Origin of the sequence: Hymenobacter monticola (assembly GCF_022811645.1) — a bacterium.
GTDB classification, from domain to species: domain Bacteria; phylum Bacteroidota; class Bacteroidia; order Cytophagales; family Hymenobacteraceae; genus Hymenobacter; species Hymenobacter monticola.
The window spans coordinates 4,724,969-4,743,578 of sequence record NZ_CP094534.1; the positions used below are offsets into that span (position 1 = coordinate 4,724,969).

At 59.0% G+C, this 18,610-nt stretch carries 15 protein-coding genes; 6 read left to right on the forward strand and 9 right to left on the reverse strand.

Translation table 11 applies throughout. The features are described from left to right. Positions 1-37 precede the first annotated feature (37 nt). Positions 38-670 carry a fasciclin domain-containing protein gene (locus MTP16_RS19775; protein ID WP_243513057.1) on the reverse strand — a complete coding sequence of 211 codons (633 nt, stop codon included), beginning with the start codon at positions 668-670 and terminating at the stop codon, positions 38-40. A gap of 167 nt (positions 671-837) precedes the next feature. On the opposite strand from MTP16_RS19775, the gene MTP16_RS19780 reads away from it, so the two are divergent. Further along, entirely contained in the window at positions 838-1,296 is a 459-nt protein-coding gene (locus MTP16_RS19780; RefSeq protein ID WP_243513058.1) for a peptidylprolyl isomerase, read from the forward strand. A gap of 94 nt (positions 1,297-1,390) precedes the next feature. On the opposite strand, the gene MTP16_RS19785 is transcribed toward MTP16_RS19780, so the two are convergent. Next, entirely contained in the window at positions 1,391-1,972 is a 582-nt protein-coding gene (locus tag MTP16_RS19785) for a DUF3109 family protein (RefSeq protein WP_243513059.1), read from the reverse strand. 101 nt (positions 1,973-2,073) lie between these two features. Here MTP16_RS19785 and MTP16_RS19790 point away from each other — a divergent pair, with 101 nt between their 5' ends. The 5 genes from MTP16_RS19790 (at position 2,074) to MTP16_RS19810 (ending at position 8,731) form a co-directional block, all read left to right on the forward strand. Then, complete coding sequence (locus MTP16_RS19790; RefSeq protein WP_243513061.1) at positions 2,074-4,323, forward strand: ATP-dependent helicase; 2,250 nt, start codon at positions 2,074-2,076, stop codon at positions 4,321-4,323. Positions 4,324-4,524: 201 nt separating this feature from the next. Beyond that, on the forward strand, positions 4,525-5,247 hold the full coding sequence (locus tag MTP16_RS19795) for a DUF4290 domain-containing protein (protein ID WP_243513062.1): 723 nt from the start codon (positions 4,525-4,527) through the stop codon (positions 5,245-5,247). Between the two features lie 140 nt (positions 5,248-5,387). Continuing rightward, positions 5,388-6,692 (forward strand): UDP-N-acetylglucosamine 1-carboxyvinyltransferase, encoded by a 1,305-nt coding sequence (gene murA / locus MTP16_RS19800; RefSeq protein WP_243513063.1) that lies wholly within the window; start codon positions 5,388-5,390, stop codon positions 6,690-6,692. A gap of 150 nt (positions 6,693-6,842) precedes the next feature. Beyond that, positions 6,843-7,712, forward strand: a complete 870-nt coding sequence (locus MTP16_RS19805) for a DUF4349 domain-containing protein (protein ID WP_243513064.1) — start codon at positions 6,843-6,845, stop codon at positions 7,710-7,712. A 272-nt stretch (positions 7,713-7,984) separates the two neighbouring features. Then, positions 7,985-8,731 (forward strand): DUF4349 domain-containing protein, encoded by a 747-nt coding sequence (locus MTP16_RS19810; RefSeq protein WP_243513065.1) that lies wholly within the window; start codon positions 7,985-7,987, stop codon positions 8,729-8,731. 101 nt (positions 8,732-8,832) lie between these two features. Here MTP16_RS19810 and MTP16_RS19815 read toward each other — a convergent pair whose 3' ends face one another. The 7 genes from MTP16_RS19815 to MTP16_RS19845 all read right to left on the reverse strand — a co-directional run bounded on the left by MTP16_RS19815 (position 8,833) and on the right by MTP16_RS19845 (position 18,338). Further along, a complete protein-coding gene (locus MTP16_RS19815; protein WP_243513066.1) occupies positions 8,833-9,171 on the reverse strand; it encodes a phage holin family protein in 339 nt (112 codons plus the stop codon). Between the two features lie 29 nt (positions 9,172-9,200). After that, complete coding sequence (locus tag MTP16_RS19820; RefSeq protein WP_243513067.1) at positions 9,201-10,295, reverse strand: agmatinase family protein; 1,095 nt, start codon at positions 10,293-10,295, stop codon at positions 9,201-9,203. Positions 10,296-10,448: 153 nt separating this feature from the next. Then, positions 10,449-11,081: a chemotaxis protein CheC gene (locus tag MTP16_RS19825; RefSeq protein ID WP_243513068.1), complete on the reverse strand. Its 633-nt coding sequence runs from the start codon at positions 11,079-11,081 to the stop codon at positions 10,449-10,451. A gap of 53 nt (positions 11,082-11,134) precedes the next feature. Further along, a complete protein-coding gene (locus MTP16_RS19830; RefSeq protein ID WP_243513070.1) occupies positions 11,135-12,775 on the reverse strand; it encodes a chemotaxis protein CheA in 1,641 nt (546 codons plus the stop codon). A 105-nt stretch (positions 12,776-12,880) separates the two neighbouring features. Further along, positions 12,881-13,267 (reverse strand): response regulator, encoded by a 387-nt coding sequence (locus MTP16_RS19835; RefSeq protein ID WP_243513072.1) that lies wholly within the window; start codon positions 13,265-13,267, stop codon positions 12,881-12,883. Positions 13,268-13,344: 77 nt separating this feature from the next. Beyond that, entirely contained in the window at positions 13,345-13,872 is a 528-nt protein-coding gene (locus tag MTP16_RS19840; protein WP_243513074.1) for a chemotaxis protein CheW, read from the reverse strand. A 38-nt stretch (positions 13,873-13,910) separates the two neighbouring features. Beyond that, positions 13,911-18,338 (reverse strand): methyl-accepting chemotaxis protein, encoded by a 4,428-nt coding sequence (locus MTP16_RS19845; protein WP_243513076.1) that lies wholly within the window; start codon positions 18,336-18,338, stop codon positions 13,911-13,913. Between the last annotated feature and the right edge of the window lie 272 nt (positions 18,339-18,610).

Below are 18,610 nucleotides of genomic sequence, written 5' to 3' on the forward strand. Positions count from 1 at the left end.
CGGATTGCTTCGCTGCGCGCGCAATGACAGACGTTAATTATTTCGCCAGCGGCAGTACTACGCCGTCGATAACGTGCGTCACGCCGTTGCTGGAAATCACGTCGGCGATTTGCACAGTGGCGGGGGCATCTTTGCCGTTGCTCACCATCACCTTGCCGTCTTTCACGGCGATGTGCAGCTTTTCGCCATTCACGGTGGTTAGTTCCTGGCCGTCGCGCAGGTCGGCGGCTACTAGGCGGCCGGGGATGACGTGGTAAGTGAGCACGCCCTTCAGATTGGCCTTGCTGGCGTTGTCCATCAGGCCAGCCAGCGCCCCTTTGGGCAGCTTGTCGAAAGCCGCGTTGGTGGGTGCGAATACGGTGAATGGACCGGCTCCGCTCAGCGTTTCGACCAAGTCTGCCTGTTTCACGGCCGCAACCAGTGTACTCACGCTTTTGGCGGCGGAGGCATTTTCAACGATGTTTTTGTCGGCCGTCATGGCCACGCCGTCCACCATCACGCCACCGGGCTTGGCCATCCGGGCCGAATCGCCGGCCAGGGCCGCGAGCGAGTCGGCGGGGTTAACGGTGCTGGCGGCCGTTTCGGTGGCAGCAGGTTTGTCGTTGCCGCAGCTGGCCATCAGGAGCGAAGTAGCCAGTGCGGCCAGTAACGGAGCGAAATGTCGTTTCATGAAAAAAACGTGTGAAATAAGAGTAGGTATAGGCCAATTGTGGCGCTTGGGCTTACGGACAAACCGCCGTGCATGGTTGCTTCCAAACTGGGCAGTTTCCTTACCTTCGCGGCCTCCAAAGAACGGCGCTTGCCGTATCAGTTGTAAAACTCAGTAAACCCCACCCCATGAAAACCGCAGAAATCCACACCAAAAAAGGCGTGATGAAGGTTGAGTTCTACGAGCAGGATGCTCCGAACACCGTGAAAAACTTCACCGACCTGGCCCAGAAAGGCTACTACGACGGCCTGAAGTTTCACCGCGTCATCCCGAATTTCGTGATTCAGGGCGGCTGCCCCAACACCCGCGAAGGCGCCAAAGGCATGCCCGGCACCGGCGGCCCCGGCTACAAAATCGACTGCGAAACCAAGGGCGGCAACCAATACCACGAGCGCGGCGCCCTGAGCATGGCTCACGCCGGCAAAAACACCGGCGGCTCGCAGTTCTTCATCGTGCACGACCGCCAAAACACCGCCCACCTCGACCGCGTGCACACCGTGTTCGGCAAAGTAGTGGAAGGCCTCGACGTAATTGATAAGATTCAAGCCAACGACGAGATTGAGAAGATTGTGGTGAAGGAGGAATAGTCTCAGCCTGTCATCCTGAACGCAGTGAAGGACCTTCTCACGCCAGAAAATTTCAGCGTGAGAAGGTCCTTCACTGCGTTCAGGATGACAGGTTTTATTGTTTTCCCGCTGGCGCCGGGTTCTCAATCTCCTGCACCAGTTGCCCGTACCATTCCTCGCCGTACTTGCGGATGAGCGGGTCTTTCAGAAACTGGTAGATGCGCACGCCTAGCGAACTGCCGAACGAGCAGGCCGGGTTACAGATGTTCCACCGGTCGTAGTTCAGCGCGTCGAAGCCGTCGTACTTGGTGATGCGAATGGGATACAGGTGGCAACTGATAGGCTTTTTAAACGTGGTGGCGCCGGCCAGGTAGGCCTGCTCGATGCCGCACTTCAGAATGCCGCGCTCGTCGTAGAGGGCGTAGGCGCACTCTTTGTCGTCGATGGTGGTTGTGCTGTAGTCGCCTTCCCAATCTTTGATGTATAGGCCCTGCGCCTCGATGGCGGCCTGGCCGGCCTCGGTGAGGAAGGGCTTGATGTTGGCGTATTCCTGCTCCAGAATCTTCAATTCCGGTTCTTCGAGGGGCGCGCCGAGGTCGCCCTCCACGCAGCAGGCGCCTTTGCAGGCCTCAAGGTTGCAGACAAAAAAATGGTCGGCGATGTCGTCGGAAATGACCGTTTCCTGGATAATAATCATTCACAAAGATAACCCCGGCGTGGGGGCCGGAAATTCCTTTCGCCCCCCGCCCGGCGGTCCGTACCTTTGTTAACCCGCTCAAAAGGCGGCTTATTTCGCTGATGGCACTAGATTATCTTTCCCTCCTGAATGGCTCGCAGGCCGCCGCGGTGCTGCAAACCGAAGGCCCCTGCATGATTATCGCGGGCGCCGGCTCGGGCAAAACCCGGGTGCTCACCTACCGCATTGCTCACCTGCTCGAACAGGGCGTCGACCCGTTCAACATCCTCGCTCTCACCTTCACCAACAAGGCCGCCAAGGAGATGCGCGCCCGCGTGGAAAAGGTCGTTGGCCCCGCTGCCCGGAGCCTCTGGATGGGCACCTTCCACTCCGTCTTCGCCAAAATTCTGCGCTCTGAAGCCGACAAAATCGGCTTCCCGCGCAGCTTCACCATCTACGACACGCAGGACTCGAAAACTCTGGTGGGCCAGATTGTGAAAGAGCTGGAACTGGACGACAAGCTTTATAAGCCAAGCCTGGTGCTGGGTCGGATTTCGGCCGCCAAAAACAAGCTGATTTCGCATAATCAATACCTGAGCGACCCGGCCATCAAGGCCGACGATGAGGCGGCCCTGCGCCCCAAGATTGGCGTGATTTACCAGCAGTACCAGCAGCGCTGCTTCAAGGCCGGCGCCATGGACTTTGACGACCTGCTTTTTAACACCAACGTGCTGTTTCGCGACCACGCCGATGTGCTGAATAAATACCAGAATATGTTCCGGTTTGTGATGGTGGACGAGTACCAGGACACCAACTATTCACAGTATTTAATTACGCGTAAGCTGGCGGCTAAAGAGCGAAATATCTGCGTGGTGGGTGACGACGCGCAAAGTATTTACGCCTTCCGTGGCGCTGATATTTCGAATATTCTCAATTTCGAGAAGGACTATCCAGAATTGAAGGTATTTAAGCTGGAGCAGAATTACCGCTCCACGAAAAATATTGTGTGGGCCGCTAATTCGGTTATTAAAAACAACCAGGCGCAGTTGCGCAAGGACGTTTTTTCCGAAAACGAGGACGGCCACCTTATTGAAGTTATTAAAGCTGCTTCCGACAACGAGGAAGGCAAATTGGTGGCGAATTCCATCTTTGAGGACAAGATGAATGGCCATTTGTCGTACGACGATTTTGCCATTCTCTACCGCACCAACGCGCAAAGCCGCGCGATGGAAGAATCGTTGCGGAAATTAAATATTAAATACAAGATTGTTGGCGGCCTAAGCTTTTATCAGCGCAAGGAAATCAAGGACTTGGTGGCGTATTTGCGCCTGACCGTCAACCAGAACGACGAGCAGGCTATACGCCGGGTAATTAATTACCCCAAGCGTGGCATTGGCGACACCACCATTAGCAAGCTCATTACCACGGCCGAAGAAGCCAACCACACGCTGTGGGAAGTGGTGGCCAACGCCGACCAATTTATGCCGGCGCGCGTGAGCAACCCGGTGGTGGGCTTTGCCGAAAAAATCAAAAGCTACATCGTGGTGGCGGGCAAGGAAGACGCTTTCGAGGCGGCCAAGTTCATCGCCAAAAACTCCGGCATGCTGGAGGAATTGTACGCCGACAAAAGCATCGAGGGCTTGTCGCGCTACGAGAACATTCAGGAATTGCTGAACGGCATCAAGGAGTACGTGGACGACCCCGAGCGCGAAGACAAGAGCCTCGGCGCCTTCCTGCAGGACATCGCCCTCGTGACGGATTCTGACCTGAAGGACGCCGCACAGGATGGCGAAGCCGTGACGCTGATGACCATTCACTCGGCCAAAGGCCTGGAATTCCGCAACGTATACATCGTGGGCCTTGAGGAAAATCTCTTCCCGAGCCAGATGATGATTACCTCGCGGGCCGATTTGGAGGAAGAGCGGCGCTTGTTTTACGTGGCCATCACGCGGGCCGAGAAGAAGCTGACGCTCAGCTATGCCACCTCGCGCTACCAGTGGGGCAACCTGCGCAGCTGCGAGAAAAGCCGTTTCCTGGACGAAATCGACCCGCAGTACCTCAACGTGAAGTTCTCAGCCGGGCCGGGCGCGGGCGAAGGCTCGCCGTTTCAGCACGTTTTTGAGCGCCGCTCGAACCTGATTCCCACGCCGCCCCGTAAAGTGCAGGCCACGAAGTACGTGGCCCCGGCCGATTTTGCGCCCTCCGATACCTCCAAGCTGCAAACCGGCCAGCGCGTGGAGCACGCCAAGTTTGGCTTCGGCGTGGTGAACGCGCTGGAAGTGCAGCAGGGCACCACCAAAGCCACCATCCTCTTCGAGGAAGTGGGCGAGAAAGTGCTGCTGCTGAGTTTCGCCAAGCTGCGGGTGCACTAGGGCACGCCTCCTGTCATCCTGAGCGCAGCGAAGGACCTTTTCACGTCACAACGAACTGTTCAGGCGTGAAAAGGTCCTTCGCTGCGCTCAGGATGACAGGCGATTTGTTTCGCTACGCTGGCATTGCGCCATTCTCTGCCTCAACACTAGGCCGTATCTTTGGCCGGAGCGCCGCCCTGGCGGCCTCCCCTATTGTTTCTTATGACCGACCTCACCAACCTGCCCTTCCACCTGCAACTGCTGGTGCGCGAATACGGGCAAAGCACCTACTTGCTCATTCAGGGCCTCAAAGACGTGGAGGACCTGACCGAGCGCACCAAGCGCGCTGGGCAGATTGTGCAGCTCATGCTGCGCCTGCAGCCCGCGTTGCGCGACTTGCCGGAGGTGCAAACCCGCCTCTGGAATCACCTGCACGCCATGGCCGGCGAGGAAGTAACCCTCGAAGCCCCCGTGCCCTTGCGCAGCCTCACGGTGCGCACCGAAAAGCCGGCCCGCGTGCCCTACCCGCGCACCGCGCCCCGGCTGCGAGCTTATGGCGCCGGCATCGAATCCCTGATTGCCAAGGCGTTGACCTTGGAAGATGCTGCCGAGCGCGAGCAGGCCACGGTGCAGATTGGCCGCACCATGAAGTTTCTCTACCGCCAGCACAACAAGGAAAATGCCAAGGACGTGACCATCCTGCGGCATCTGAGCGAGCTATCGGGCGGGCAGCTTCGGCTCGACCCGGCCGTGGTGGATGCCGAGGGCTTGTTTGAAATGGCGCCCGGCCGCACGCCAGCCTTCATTGTGCCGCAGCCCTCGCAGCAGCGCGAAGGCCGCGACCGGCGCGAGGGCCGCGACAACCGGGGCAATGGCTTCGGGGGCAAAAACGGCAAAAAGCGCAAGAAGGGCCGCGGCCAGGAGCCGCAGCAGCCGCCCCAATAATTTACTTTTTTTACTGTCATCCTGAGCGTAGCGAAGGACCTTATCAAACCAGAACAACCGGTAACGTTTTACTGCAAGCCGTTCTAGTTTGATAAGGTCCTTCGCTACGCTCAGGATGATATACTTTTAACATTCCACAAATGGCAGCATTTGAAGTACGCGGCGGCAAGCAGCTGCGCGGCGAAATCACGCCCCAGGGCGCCAAAAACGAAGCCCTCCAAATTCTATGCGCGGTATTGCTCACGCCCGAGCCCGTCACCATCAGCAACATCCCCGACATCCGCGACGTCAACAAGCTCATTGAGCTGCTGCGCGACATGGGCGTGAAAGTGGGCAAGCTGGCTTCGGACACTTACATTTTCCAGGCCGAAGGTGTGAACCTGGACTACATGGATTCGCCGGAATTTGTGGCCCAGGCCGGTGCCTTGCGCGGCTCGGTGATGATACTCGGGCCCATGCTGGGGCGCTACGGCCGCTGCCAGCTGCCCAAGCCGGGCGGCGACAAAATCGGCCGCCGTCCCATGGACACGCACTTCCTGGGCCTCGAAAAGCTGGGCGGCAAGCTCACGCTGGAAGGCACCGACTTCTACCGCATCAAGGTAGAAGGCAAGCTGACCGGCACCCACATGCTGCTGGACGAAGCCTCCGTGACGGGCACGGCCAACATCCTGATGGCCGCCGTGCTGGCGGAAGGCACCACCACCATCTACAACGCCGCCTGCGAGCCCTACTTGCAGCAGCTGTGCCGCATGCTGGTGCGCATGGGTGCCAACATTCAGGGCATTGGCTCCAATCTGCTCACTATCCAAGGCGTCGACCGCCTGGGCGGCACCGAGCACCGCATGCTGCCCGACATGATTGAAATTGGCTCCTTCATCGGCCTAGCGGCCATGACGGGTTCCGAAATCACCATCAAAGATTGCCAGATTCCGGAGTTGGGCCTTATTCCCGACACCTTCCGTAAGCTGGGCATTCAAATGGAATTCCGGGGCGATGACATTTACATTCCGGCCCAGAAGCACTACGAAATTGCTACCTACCTCGACGGCTCCATTCTGACGGTGTCGGACCACACCTGGCCGGGCTTCACACCTGATTTGCTGAGCATTGTGCTGGTGGTGGCCTGCCAGGCCAAGGGCACGGTGCTGATTCACCAGAAGATGTTTGAGTCGCGCCTGTTTTTTGTGGACAAGCTCATCGACATGGGCGCCCAAATCATCCTCTGCGACCCGCACCGCGCCACCGTCATCGGCCTCGACCAGCAGAAGCAGCTGCACGGCATCACCATGACCTCGCCCGACATCCGGGCCGGTGTGGCCCTGCTCATTGCCGCACTGAGTGCCGAAGGCAAGAGCACCATCCTCAACGTGGAGCAGATTGACCGCGGCTACCAATTTATCGACCAGCGTTTGAACGCGCTGGGAGCAGATATTAAGCGCCTGTAAAACAGCACTTAGCAAAATCAAGTTGAGCAGCCCGGCCCTTACAGGTCGGGCTGTTTCTTTTATCGGTGGGTTACCCCGCTGCGAAAGCTGGATAAAGTAACAGCCGCGCAGCTGTTCGTTTTCACTTTCAGCTTTCCCCAAAATCTTCCGATGAAAAATCTGATTTTCCCGGTCCTGCTTGGATTCGGCCTGGTAGGTTGCGCCCAATCGGCAAAAGACGAGCAGGCCGCAACCGGCCCGCAAACCGTCGCTTCCCACACCCAACATGAGCCGACGGCTGGCTCTACTCCAGAGCAAGGTGCTGCCAGCACACCCGCTCCTTCCCCCGGCGCCGCGCCCCTGCCAAGCCCGCCAGCACCGCCCCGCACGGTGGTGTACGAGGGCAAGATGGAACTGGCCGTTCGCAATTTCGAACGCGCCAGCACCGGCATCGATAGCCTGCTCAACGCGCACGGTGCCTACCTGAACGATGCCCACGAAACCCGGAGTGATGACCGGCCGCACCAGCAAATGACCATCAAGGTGCCGCCCGCTCACTTTGTGCCGCTGGTGGCAGCGCTGAGCAAGCTGGGGCGCGTCGAAAATAAGGACGTCGCTTCGGCCGATGTTACGGCCGACATCCTGGCTTCCAGCGCCAGCCTGGCCGACCAACAGACGGCCCAAACCAAGTACCAGCAATTACTCGCGAAAACCACCGACGCCAAAGAGGTACAGCATCTGCTGGAGCAAGCTCGCCTGGCCCAAGCCAATGCCGCCGCGGCGCAGGCCCGCCTGCAGGCGTACGGGGCGCAACGCGCCTGGGCCACGCTGAAGCTGCACTACTATCAGGTGTTGCCCTCGCCCGAGCCGAACGAGCCCCTACCGGCCTTCGCGCCGCAGTTTTTAGAATCGTTTAACCGGGGTTGGTCGGTGGTGCTGAGCGTACTGGTGTGGCTCACCAACCTGTGGCCGTTGGTGCTGCTGGCGGGCGGTGCAGTGGCCGGGCTGCGCTGGTGGCACCGGCGTTCGCTGCCGGCTTAGTCGGGGGCGATGAGCGCGGCCTTTCGTGGCTCATCCTTCACAGTAGATATATCAGCTTTCACTAATGAAGCGTTAGTGGCAAACCTGCGCCGGTCTCATTTCCTGTTTCACTTTCAAGTCCAGCCATTATGAAGTGTCATTGCGGAATTCTTTTTGGGCTTGCAGCCCTGCTGGGTAGCTGTAGCCAAGCACAAAAGCAAAAAGAAACCGCCGCTCTCACGGCCCCAATGGACGTGGCCATGTCGGCGCCTCCCCCGGTAGGTTCGCCGGATATGAATGCCGAAGCAGGGCCTACGGCCGACTTAACGCCTGTTGCCGGTACCAAGGCAACGCCGCAGCCGGCACCGGGCAGTGCTGCAGTTCCGGCCCGGCTGCTCATCTACCACGCCGATTTGCGCCTGAAAGTGCCCAGCGTCCGGCGAGCCAGCGGCAGCCTCGACAGCCTGGTGCGCCGCAACGGCGGCTACCTGAGTGCCGCCACCGAGGTGCGGGAAGAGGGCGAATGGCGCCAAGCCATAACCATACGCGTGGTCCCCAGCCGCTTCCAGCCCCTCCTGGCGGCTCTGAGCGGCCTGGGCACCGTGGAGGAAAAGAAGCTGACCACCGACGACGTCACGGCGCAGCATGCCGACGTAGCCGCCCGCCTAGCCACGAAGCACGCGGTCGAAAAACGGTACGTTGACCTGCTGGCCCGCGCCCGTAAAATCAGCGAAATCCTGGAAATTGAAGAGAAGATTGGCGAGGTGCGCGAGGAGATTGAGAGCACCGAAAGCCGTCTCAAAACCTTGAATGACGAAGTGGATTACTCCACTATTTCGCTGGTTTGCTACCAGCCCGTTGCCCAGCCCGTGCACGATGCGCCGGTAGTATCGTTTGCCAGCCGGCTGGTCGATTCGTTTTACGGAGGCTGGACCTTGCTGACCAGCCTGCTCATTGGGCTCGTCAGCATCTGGCCACTGCTGATTCTTGGGGCAGCCGCTTGGGTAGGCGTGCGGCGCTGGCGACGCAAATTGGCCTAGCGCTCTGCTTCGCCCATCACAAAAAACCGGTCCCGTTGGAGGACCTGACCTCACTTGGTCAGGTCCTCCAACGGGACCGGTTGTTATGCAGGCCGTTGCTGTTAGTCAATCACGAGGTCGACAACGGCATTCACAACCGACAGCGCCAAGCTAAACAGTAAGGCATTAAGCAAGCCGTGCACGTCGAAGCTGTCCATCAGGAAATCGGCCAGCTTCACGATAATGACGTTGATAACCAGCAGGAAAAGACCCAGTGTGAGTATTGTGATAGGAAAGCCCAGAATTTTAAGAATGGGCTTCACCACAGCATTGAGCAGGCCAAGCACCAGCACCAGAATCAGCGCGCTGCTGAAGCCGCCCAGGGCCACGCCCGGCATCACCATGCTCAGGCCGTACACCAGGCCCGCGGTGAGAACGAATTTGAGAATAAAGCCAAGCATGAAAACAAGGAGGTTGAAGTGAGAAAAGCTTACTCGGCCGCAACGCCACGCGCCGTCAGCCGTCCTTGCGATACGGCCATCCAGTTGCAAAGTTGGTAGAGCAGGCGTGCCCCCACGATGGCGTTCCATTCGGTGTCGCCGGGCGCCACTTCGTTGAGGTCGCAACCAATAATCTCGATGCCCTCGCGCACAATAGCACGCAGTAGATACGTGGCTTCCTCGTACTCGAGGCCGCCGGGCACGGGCGTGCCGGTGCCGGGGCACAGTTTGGGGTCGAGGCCGTCGATGTCGAAGCTGATGTACACCTTCTTGGGTAGCTGGGCGATGATTTTGCCGCAAATTTTCTTCCACGACTTCTTGCCATACTTCTCGTCGCTGATGAAGCGCTGGCCAAACAGCGCTACCCGCCCGTGGGAGGTGTCGATGAACTCCGCTTCCTGCTGGCAGTAATCACGAATGCCGACCTGCACCAGCTTCTTTACCTGCGGCAATTCCAGCGCATTGTACATGATGCTGGCGTGCGAGTACTTAAAACCCTCGTAAGCCGGACGCAGGTCGCAATGGGCATCAAACTGCAGAATGGCAAATTCCTCGTGGCGCTCGGCCAGGGCGTGCAGGTAGCCCAGCGGCGTGCTGTGGTCGCCGCCCAGCACCACCACGCCTTTGCCCGCATCGAGCAGGGCACCGGTTTTCTCCTTAAGCCACTGTAGCATCTTCTCCCCTTCGGCGGTGACCTGGGCGGGCACGCCGCTCATTTTCGGCTGGTCGGCTTCGGGTTGGCCATCTTCCAGCCAGCCGATGTAATCGGCAGCTTGAGGGCGCAGTTGGCGACTGGTTTCGGCAATGGTTTCGTCGGCTTCTTCCATGGCCAGGCCCAGCTTCCAGGCTTCGGGCAGGTCCGGGTCGTATAGGTCGACTTGCAGCGAGGCCTCGTGAATGGCGGCCGGGCCTTCGGCCGTGCCAGCCCGGTAGCTCACCGTCACTTCCCACGGCACGGGCACCACCACCACCCGGGCTTCTTCGGGCGTGAAAGGCAGGCCAAACAAGCCGCCAGCCGAGTCGCCGGGTGCATTGGGGTCGAAGGAAGCTATTTTCTTGGCTAGGGCCGCGTCGGTTTTAGACATGAGAAACTGTAGGTAAGAATGATAAGATGACAAAAACGTCATGCTGAGCGTAGTCGAAGCATCTCTACTGCGCAAGTAAATTGTTTACTACTGCACGCGAGATGCTTCGACTAGGCTCAGCATGACGTTTTTCAAATCGAATGTTGCAAAAAATTACGCCGACATCTGGCTGCCCAGGAAATCGTAGCTGCGAATGATTTCCAGAATTTTCGCGAAGGTGACCCGGTCGAAAAACAGCATGAGCGGCAATTCCACCATGTTGTCTTTATCGGAAAACTGCGTAATCACTGAGAAAATGAGTGGCTGCAGCTGCTGCTGCGGCAGCAAGGCCTGCATGGTTGAGGCGATGTCACCTTTGGGCGCCATGGGCGGCGCGCCATAAATATTGGCTTTCAAAATATTAGCCAATTGCGTCACCAAAGCGCCGGTGATGATATTGCTTATTTCCAGCAGCAGCGACTCCTGTAGCTCGTTCACTTCCAGGGTTTCCGGAATCTGCATGCGCAGGCACACCCGCGACAGGCGCTGAATGTGCTGGCCCGAGAAAAACATCAGCGTGGTACCGTTGAAGTCACCGCGAATATCGGACTGAATGGCCACGTGCTTCGACTGGTATTCACGAACTTTACGCATGATGTCGTCGCTCATCAGCAGGTCGATGTTCGGCACTTCCAAAAGCACCCGCTCCTGGGCAATGACGGCGAACGAGTCGGCCGCGCGAGCCAAGCCGATGTTCAAAATCTCGCGGATTATATCTCGCTCTAAATCGGTCATCGATAAATCCATAGCGGTGAAGTAAGGGGAATGCAGCTGCGAGGACTGGGTGAATGAAAGGAAAATCAGGGGCGTTTGTTTAGGAACAAGCGCGTCAGGGCGGGCACGTCGAGCACGAGGCACACTTGCCCACTGCCCAGCAGGGTGACGCCCCCGAAAAGGTCAATGGTATCCAAAGGTTTGCTCAGGGGCTTGATGACGATGTTTTGCTGCCGAATAAATCGGTCAACCACCAAGCCCAGGCGGCGGTTATTGTAGTTCACCACCAGCACCTGTTGCGGGCCGGTGATGTCGTCGCGGGTGGCCAGGGGCAGCGGCCCGTCGCCTTCGTCGTACAAAAGCTGGCGCAGCGGCACCAACGGCACCGACTGCTCCTGAAAGTAAGTAATAAATACCCCCCCCACTACCGAAATCTGCCCCGGATGCAGCGAAAGCACCGTATCGGTATGCAGCAAAGGCACGGCGTAGGGCCGCTCTTCTACTTCCACCAGCAGGGCGCCTTTCACGGCGATGGAAGTGGGCAGCACCAGGGTGAACGTAGTGCCCACGCCCAACTCGGACTCAACCCGCAACTGGCCACCCAGCGAGTCGAGGGCCAGCTTCACCACGTCGAGGCCCACGCCGCGGCCCGAAATGTCGGTCACCTGCTGGGCCATGGAAAAGCCCGGCTCGAATAAGTAAGCCCACACGGCTTGCTCGTTCAGGGTGGCGGCGGTGTTGGCGCTTACCAAGCCCCGGTCCACCGCTTTGCGGCGCACGGCTTCGGTATCAATTCCCCGGCCATCGTCGCGCACCTGGATGAGCACGTCGTCGCGCTCCGTCAGAGCCGAGAGGGTGAGCTGCCCCACGGCGGCCTTGCCAGCCTTGAGGCGTTGCTCGGTGGTTTCGAGGCCGTGGCTGACGGCGTTGCGCACCAAATGCAGCAGGGCATCGGTAATAATTTGCAGGATGTTGCGGTCAATCTGCACGTCCTGCCCGCTCATAGTCAGCTCTACTTCCTTGTGCTCAGCCGCGGCCACGTCGCGCACCACGCGCGGAAACTTGTTCAGGAGCACGCCCACGCCCACCAGCCGGGCGTCCATTACACTGTATTGCAAATCGTCGGAAATGCGGAACAGGTGCTGGGCCGTGGCCAGTAAGGCCGGGTTGTCCAGTTCCTGCGCCAGCGTCATGATTCGGTCACGGTCGATAACCAACTCACCGACGAGGTTCAGCAGGTTATCAAGCTTTTTCACCTGGATGTAAACCAGGTCCGAAAGCTCCATTTTTTTGCTGGACTCTTCTTCGGATTCGCCGGCATCTTCCGCTTCCAGAATAGGCTCCTCACCGCGCACCAAGCGGTCAAGGTTGTCGAGCAACGCCGTAGCATCGGGCAGAGGCTGGCCCGCGCCTACCGCCCGAATCATATTGCCCAGCGCATCCACACCACTGAACACCACCTTGATGAGCGAGCCGCTGAAGGTCCGCTCCTGGTCTCGAATAAGCCCGAAGAGTGTTTCGAGGTGGTGGGCCACCTCGCCCAAGTCATTGAACCCCATGGCCCGGGCATTGGCCTTGAGGTTGTGCATGAGCCGAAACAGCTCATTGAGGGCCGGGCCGGCGTCGGGGTTGCGCTCCAGCTCGCTCAGGTGCCGGCTCATGGAGTCGTAATACTCCAGCGCCTCGGCCATAAACAGCTCCCGGTATTCCTGGTCGCGCGTTTTCATTGGCCGGATAGAATGGTAGTGGATGGGCTACACTGCACCGCACGCAGACGCCACCGGCCGTTTCCGGCAGGCTGGCAAACAGCGACGAAGCGGGATAGCAACACCTTAGGCAGACTGTTCAGAGCCGTTGTTTTGCAGCGCGGTCCCGACGATTTCCAGTACTTTCTCTTCCGAGAAGGGCTTCACGATGTAAGCCAGCGCACCGTTTTCAATGGCCTCGTTCACAATAACTTCCTGACCGACGGCGCTGCACATCACCACTTTAGCAGATGGCTGAATCTGGCGCAGGTTTTTGAGGACGTCGAGACCAGTGTTATCGGGTAGAATCACGTCGAGGGTGATGAGGTCGGGCGTGGTCGAGGCGGCCATTTCCAAGGCCTGTGCCCCGTTTGCAGCTTCACCAACCACTTCGTAACCGGCGTCGGTGAGCATGTTTTTGAGCATCGTGCGCATATAGAACGAGTCGTCGACGATGAGAATGCGCTTATTCATGGAATTGGGTGACATGAGATTAATTCGGGAGAACCGCCGCGCTGGCATAGCCCGGCAGGCATAGTACGGGCCGGGGCTTACGAAGATGCCCCTTTGCCCGGCAGCCGCAGTACTTCGCTTGGCGTGAGCAGCTTACGCATGTCCAGTACAATGATGATGCCGCCCTCGGGCAGCTTAGCAATGCCTTCGAGGTATTTGTCGCGGGTGCCGGCGTCCTGCACAAACTCCGGCGCCGGCTCAATCTGGCTCAGCGGCAGGGTGAAGGGCCGGGGCACCTCGCGCACCATCAGCCCCAGCGTGTAGTCGGCCGCTTCCACGGCCACGGTGTAGCTACGCTCGGGCAGGGGCCGACCGGCCGGCCGAAGCCGAAACCGCTCCTCCAAATCCAAAATGGCGATGATGTCGCCGCGCAGGTTGGCGATGCCTTTGATGAAGGGCGGCGTTTTGGGCATGCGCGCCACTTCGGGCGTCACGGTCACCTCCTTCACCTGCTCAATGCGGATGCCGTAGTCCTCGTCGCCGAGGCGAAACACGATGAGCTGGACCAACTCAGCGGGTTTGGCGCGCTCGGTTTTGGGGGTAGTGGCTAGTTCAATCTCGGCCATGCGATAGTACCTAAAAAGCTATGCGGGTGGATTGAAAACTATTTCTTTGCCTTGGCCTTCGGGGCATTAGCTTTTGTGGCTTGTCCATTACCGCCAGCTTGGTCGGCACTGGGTTCGTCGGCAGCAGGTTTGGCGTTGGCTTTAGCCTGACGGCGAGGGGCCTGAGCGGGGCTAGGCGCCGGAGCGCTGGCTCGCGTTGGACGCGGCGCGCGGCGGCCGGGCGTTTCTTCCGCAACGGGTTCCGCCTCGGAGCGGGTTGCACGCCGGGCCAGGCCGTTTTGCCGGCCATTGCTTTCGGCCGGCGCTGCCGCAGTAGCTTGCTGCCCGCGGCGGGCAGCCGCGCCGTTTTGCGGGGCGGCATAAGCCGCCTCGCGAGTACGGTACGTGTCACGGGCCACTGGGCGGCGCACAGGCAGCGGCTCGGGCTCCGGCTCGTAGCTGTAGGAGCTGAGCTGGAAGGTTTCGAGGCCAGCCTGCAGGTCGTCGGCGATGTCAGTGAGGCGCTGCGAGCTGGTGGTCAGCTCCTGCATGGCCGTGGAGAGCTGCTTGGCAGTGCCGGCCACTTGCTGCGTGCCGGTAGCGGTTTGCTCAGCAATGGCCACTACTTCTTCCACGTACTTCACCACGTCGCCAATCGAGGTTTTCTGTACCTCGGTGGCCGTGAGAATGTCGCGTGAGGTGCGGAGCGTTTCGCCTGAACTGGTGGCAATGTTCTTAAAGGCCGAACTGGCTTCGAACGTGGCGTTCTTGCCTTTCAATACTCGGTTTTCCATGGTCGAAATAGCGGTGGCGGCCGAGGACGTATCTTTTTTCACGTCTTCTACCAGCGTGGCAATTTCGTTGGCTGATTTGCGGGAGCCTTCGGCCAGCTTGCGAATTTCTTCGGCTACCACGGCAAAACCACGGCCGGCTTCCCCGGCGCGGGCGGCTTCGATGGCAGCGTTCAGCGCCAGCAGGTTGGTTTGCGAAGCGATGTCGGTAATCACACCCAGCGACTTGCTGATTTCCCCCGAGCGGGTGCTCAGTACTTCGATGGTGCGGGACGTCTGCGAAGCGGCGCTGGATATTTCTTCCATGTTTTTCACCACCTCAGCCACCGTTTTCAGACCAAGCTGCGAGGTTTGTTCACCGAGGATAGCCGATTTGTTCACGACGTCGGCCTTGTTGGCCGTTTCCTTGGTGGCCTGCATGATTTCCTCAATCAGTTTGAAGGCCTGGTCGGTCTTCAAAGCCTGATTCTGAGCACCTTCGGCCATCTGTTGCATGGCCAGAGCCACATCGACGGTTACACGGCTCATTTCCTGGCCTTTGCCGGCCATTTCTTCCGAAGAAGTTCCTACTACCTGCGACGAATCGTTGATTTCGCCTAGCAGCTCGTTCAGGTTCTCCACGGCGAGGTTAAGCGCGTTGGCCATGGCGAGGATGTCGCCCGTGGTGGGCACTTCCACGCGCTGGGTCAGGTCGCCTTCCGAAATGGCACGCACCACGCGTGATACTTCAAGCACTGGCGAGGCAATGCTTTCGATGAGCTGGTTGAGGGTATCTACCAGTTCTTTCCAGGAGCCTGACACGCCACCTACCGTGGCGCGCTCGGTCAGTTTGCCTTCTACCCCGGCCACTTTCGCCACGCGGCTTACTTCCGAAGCGAGGCGGTTGAGGTCGTCCACCATGCTGTTGATGGTGTCGGCCAGGTCGGCCACTTCGCCTTTGGCTTGCAGCGTCAGCTTTTGGGTCAAGTCGCCTTTCGATACGGCGGTTACTACTTTCACCAGCCCTCGCACCTGCGTGGTGAGGTTGGAGGCCATGTAGTTTACGTTGTCGGTCAGGTCTTTCCACACACCGGCCACGCCGGGCACCGAAGCCTGGCCGCCGAGTTTGCCCTCGGTGCCCACTTCCTGCGCCACACGGGTTACCTCGCCGGCGAAGATGTTCAGCGAGTCCACCATTCGGTTCAGGTTGTCCTTCAGGTCGAGCAGCTCGCCGTTGACGTTTACCGATACCTTTTGGCTCAAGTCGCCGCGCGATACGGCGGTGGCTACGTTAGCAATGTCACGTACCTGCGAGGTCAGGTTGCTGGCCATCGTGTTTACGTTGTCCGTCAGGTCTTTCCAGGTACCGCGGACGTTGGGCACTTTGGCCTGGCCACCGAGCTTGCCTTCGGTACCCACTTCGCGGGCCACACGGGTTACTTCGTCGCCGAAGGTGTTCAGGGAGTCCACCATTTCGTTGAGGTTTTCCTTCAACTGGAGGAGCTCACCGCGCACGTTTACCGTGATTTTCTGGCTCAAGTCGCCTTTAGCAACCGCGGTTGCCACGTTGGCAATGTCGCGCATTTGCGAGGTCAGGTTCGAGGCCATCGTGTTCACGTTGTCCGTCAAATCCTTCCAGGTGCCGGATACCTTCGGCACGTTGGCTTGGCCGCCCAGAATACCCTCGGTACCCACCTCGCGCGCCACGCGGGTTACCTCGCCGGCGAAGATGTTGAGCGAGTCCACCATCTGGTTGAGGTTGTCCTTCAGGTCTAGGAGTTCGCCTTTTACGTCTACCGTAATCTTCTGCGAAAGGTCACCTTTCGATACGGCAGTTGCCACGTTGGCAATGTCACGTACCTGCGAGGTCAGGTTGCTGGCCATCGTGTTTACGTTGTCAGTCAGTTCCTTCCAGGTACCGCCTACGCGGGGCACCACGGCCTGGCCGCCGAGCTTGCCTTCGGTACCTACTTCGCGGGCCACGCGCGTTACTTCGTCGCCGAAGATGTTGAGGGAGTCCACCATCTGGTTGAGGATGTTCTTCAGCTCCAGGATTTCGCCCTTCACGTTCACCGTCATCTTCTGGCTCAAGTCGCCGCGGGCTACGGCCGTTGCCACGTTGGCAATGTCGCGTACCTGCGAGGTGAGAGCCGCGGCCATGTCGTTTACGTTGTCGGTCAGGGCTTTCCACACACCAGCCACGTTCGGCACGCTGGCCTGGCCACCGAGTTTACCCTCAGTGCCTACTTCCTGGGCCACACGGGTTACCTCGCCGGCAAACAGGTTCAGCGACGCCACCATCTGGTTCAGGTTCTGCTTCAGCTGCAGGAACTCGCCTTTTACATCGACGGTAACCGTCTGAGTCAGGTCACCTTTTGCTACGGCCGTGGCTACGTTGGCAATGTCACGTACCTGGCTGGTAAGGTTACTAGCCATGTAGTTTACGTTGTCGGTCAGGTCTTTCCACACTCCGGCCACGTTGGGCACCACGGCCTGGCCACCGAGGCGGCCTTCCGTGCCTACTTCCTGCGCCACGCGGGTTACTTCGCCGGCGAACAGGTTCAGTGAGTCCACCATTTGGTTCAGGTTCTGCTTCAACTGTAGCAGCTCGCCTTTCACGTCTACCGTTACCTTCTGCGACAAGTCACCTTTGGCTACGGCCGTTGCCACGTTGGCAATGTCCCGCACCTGCGAGGTCAGGTTGCCGGCCATGTTATTCACATTGTCGGTCAGGTCCTTCCACACACCGGCCACGTTCGGCACGCTGGCTTGGCCACCGAGTTTACCTTCCGTGCCTACTTCCTGCGCCACGCGGGTTACTTCGCCGGCAAACAGGTTCAGCGAGTCCACCATCTGGTTCAGGTTCTGCTTCAGCTGCAGGAACTCGCCCTTTACATCGACCGTGATTTTCTGCGAAAGGTCGCCTTTTGCTACCGCGGTTGCTACGTTGGCAATGTCCCGCACCTGCACGGTGAGGTTCGAGGCCATGTTGTTCACGTTGTCGGTCAGGTCCTTCCAGATACCACCTACGTTTGGCACCGAAGCCTGGCCGCCAAGTTTCCCTTCCGTACCCACTTCCTGGGCCACGCGGGTTACCTCGCCGGCGAAGATGTTTAGGTTGTCAATCGTCTTGTTGATGGTTTCGGCCATCAGCTTGAAGTCGCCCGACACCGGAATCTGGAAGCTTTCATCCAAGTTGCCGCGGCTGATGTTTTTCAACACCTTGCCTACTTCAAGTACCGGCACTGCGATGCTGTCCACGAGGCCGTTGATGTTATTCACCATGTCGCGCCAGAAGCCTGCAGCGCCTTCGGATGATGCGCGGGCTTTGAGGTTACCCTCTACGCCGGCCACTTTCGAGATGCGCGACACTTCGCCGCCCACCCCGGCAATCATGTCCACCATCGAGTTGTAGGCCTCGGCTATTTCGGCGAAGATATCGTCGTTTTGTTTGGTGAGGCGAACCGAAACGTCGCCTTTCTTAAAAGCGTCGAGGGCGTAGAGCACGCGGTTCAGCTGGTCGTTGACGTAGCCGGGGTCCTGGGTATCGACGGAGCCGCGCGAGCCGCCTTTTTTGCGGGTTAAATCATTATTAGTTCGCACCACGTCGAGCGAGGACACGGCGCCGGCGTCCGGCGTCCCGCCGGTGTCAACGTCCGGGGCTTCACCTTCGGGATTGCGGCGGGGCTTAGCTTGCGGAGACTTGGGGGAAGCCATATAGTATAGGTATCAATCGAAGGAAAGAATGGAAAGGGAGGGCGAAGGTACGTTGGCGCTTCGCCAATTAGCAAAGACAGATTTTGGCCTGGCAAGCAATGAACTCAGGAGCTTCGCACCGCTGTTAAACCAAGCCGAGCGCGGCCGGATTATTGCTGGGTGTGCATTGGCTAGGAATATTCCGGCATCTTTGCGGCCAATTTAACATTTTGCTGCAGCCGGTCGTTTCATTCCCATCACCCACTTCGGCCCGCCTTCCCTCCTCCCCGCCC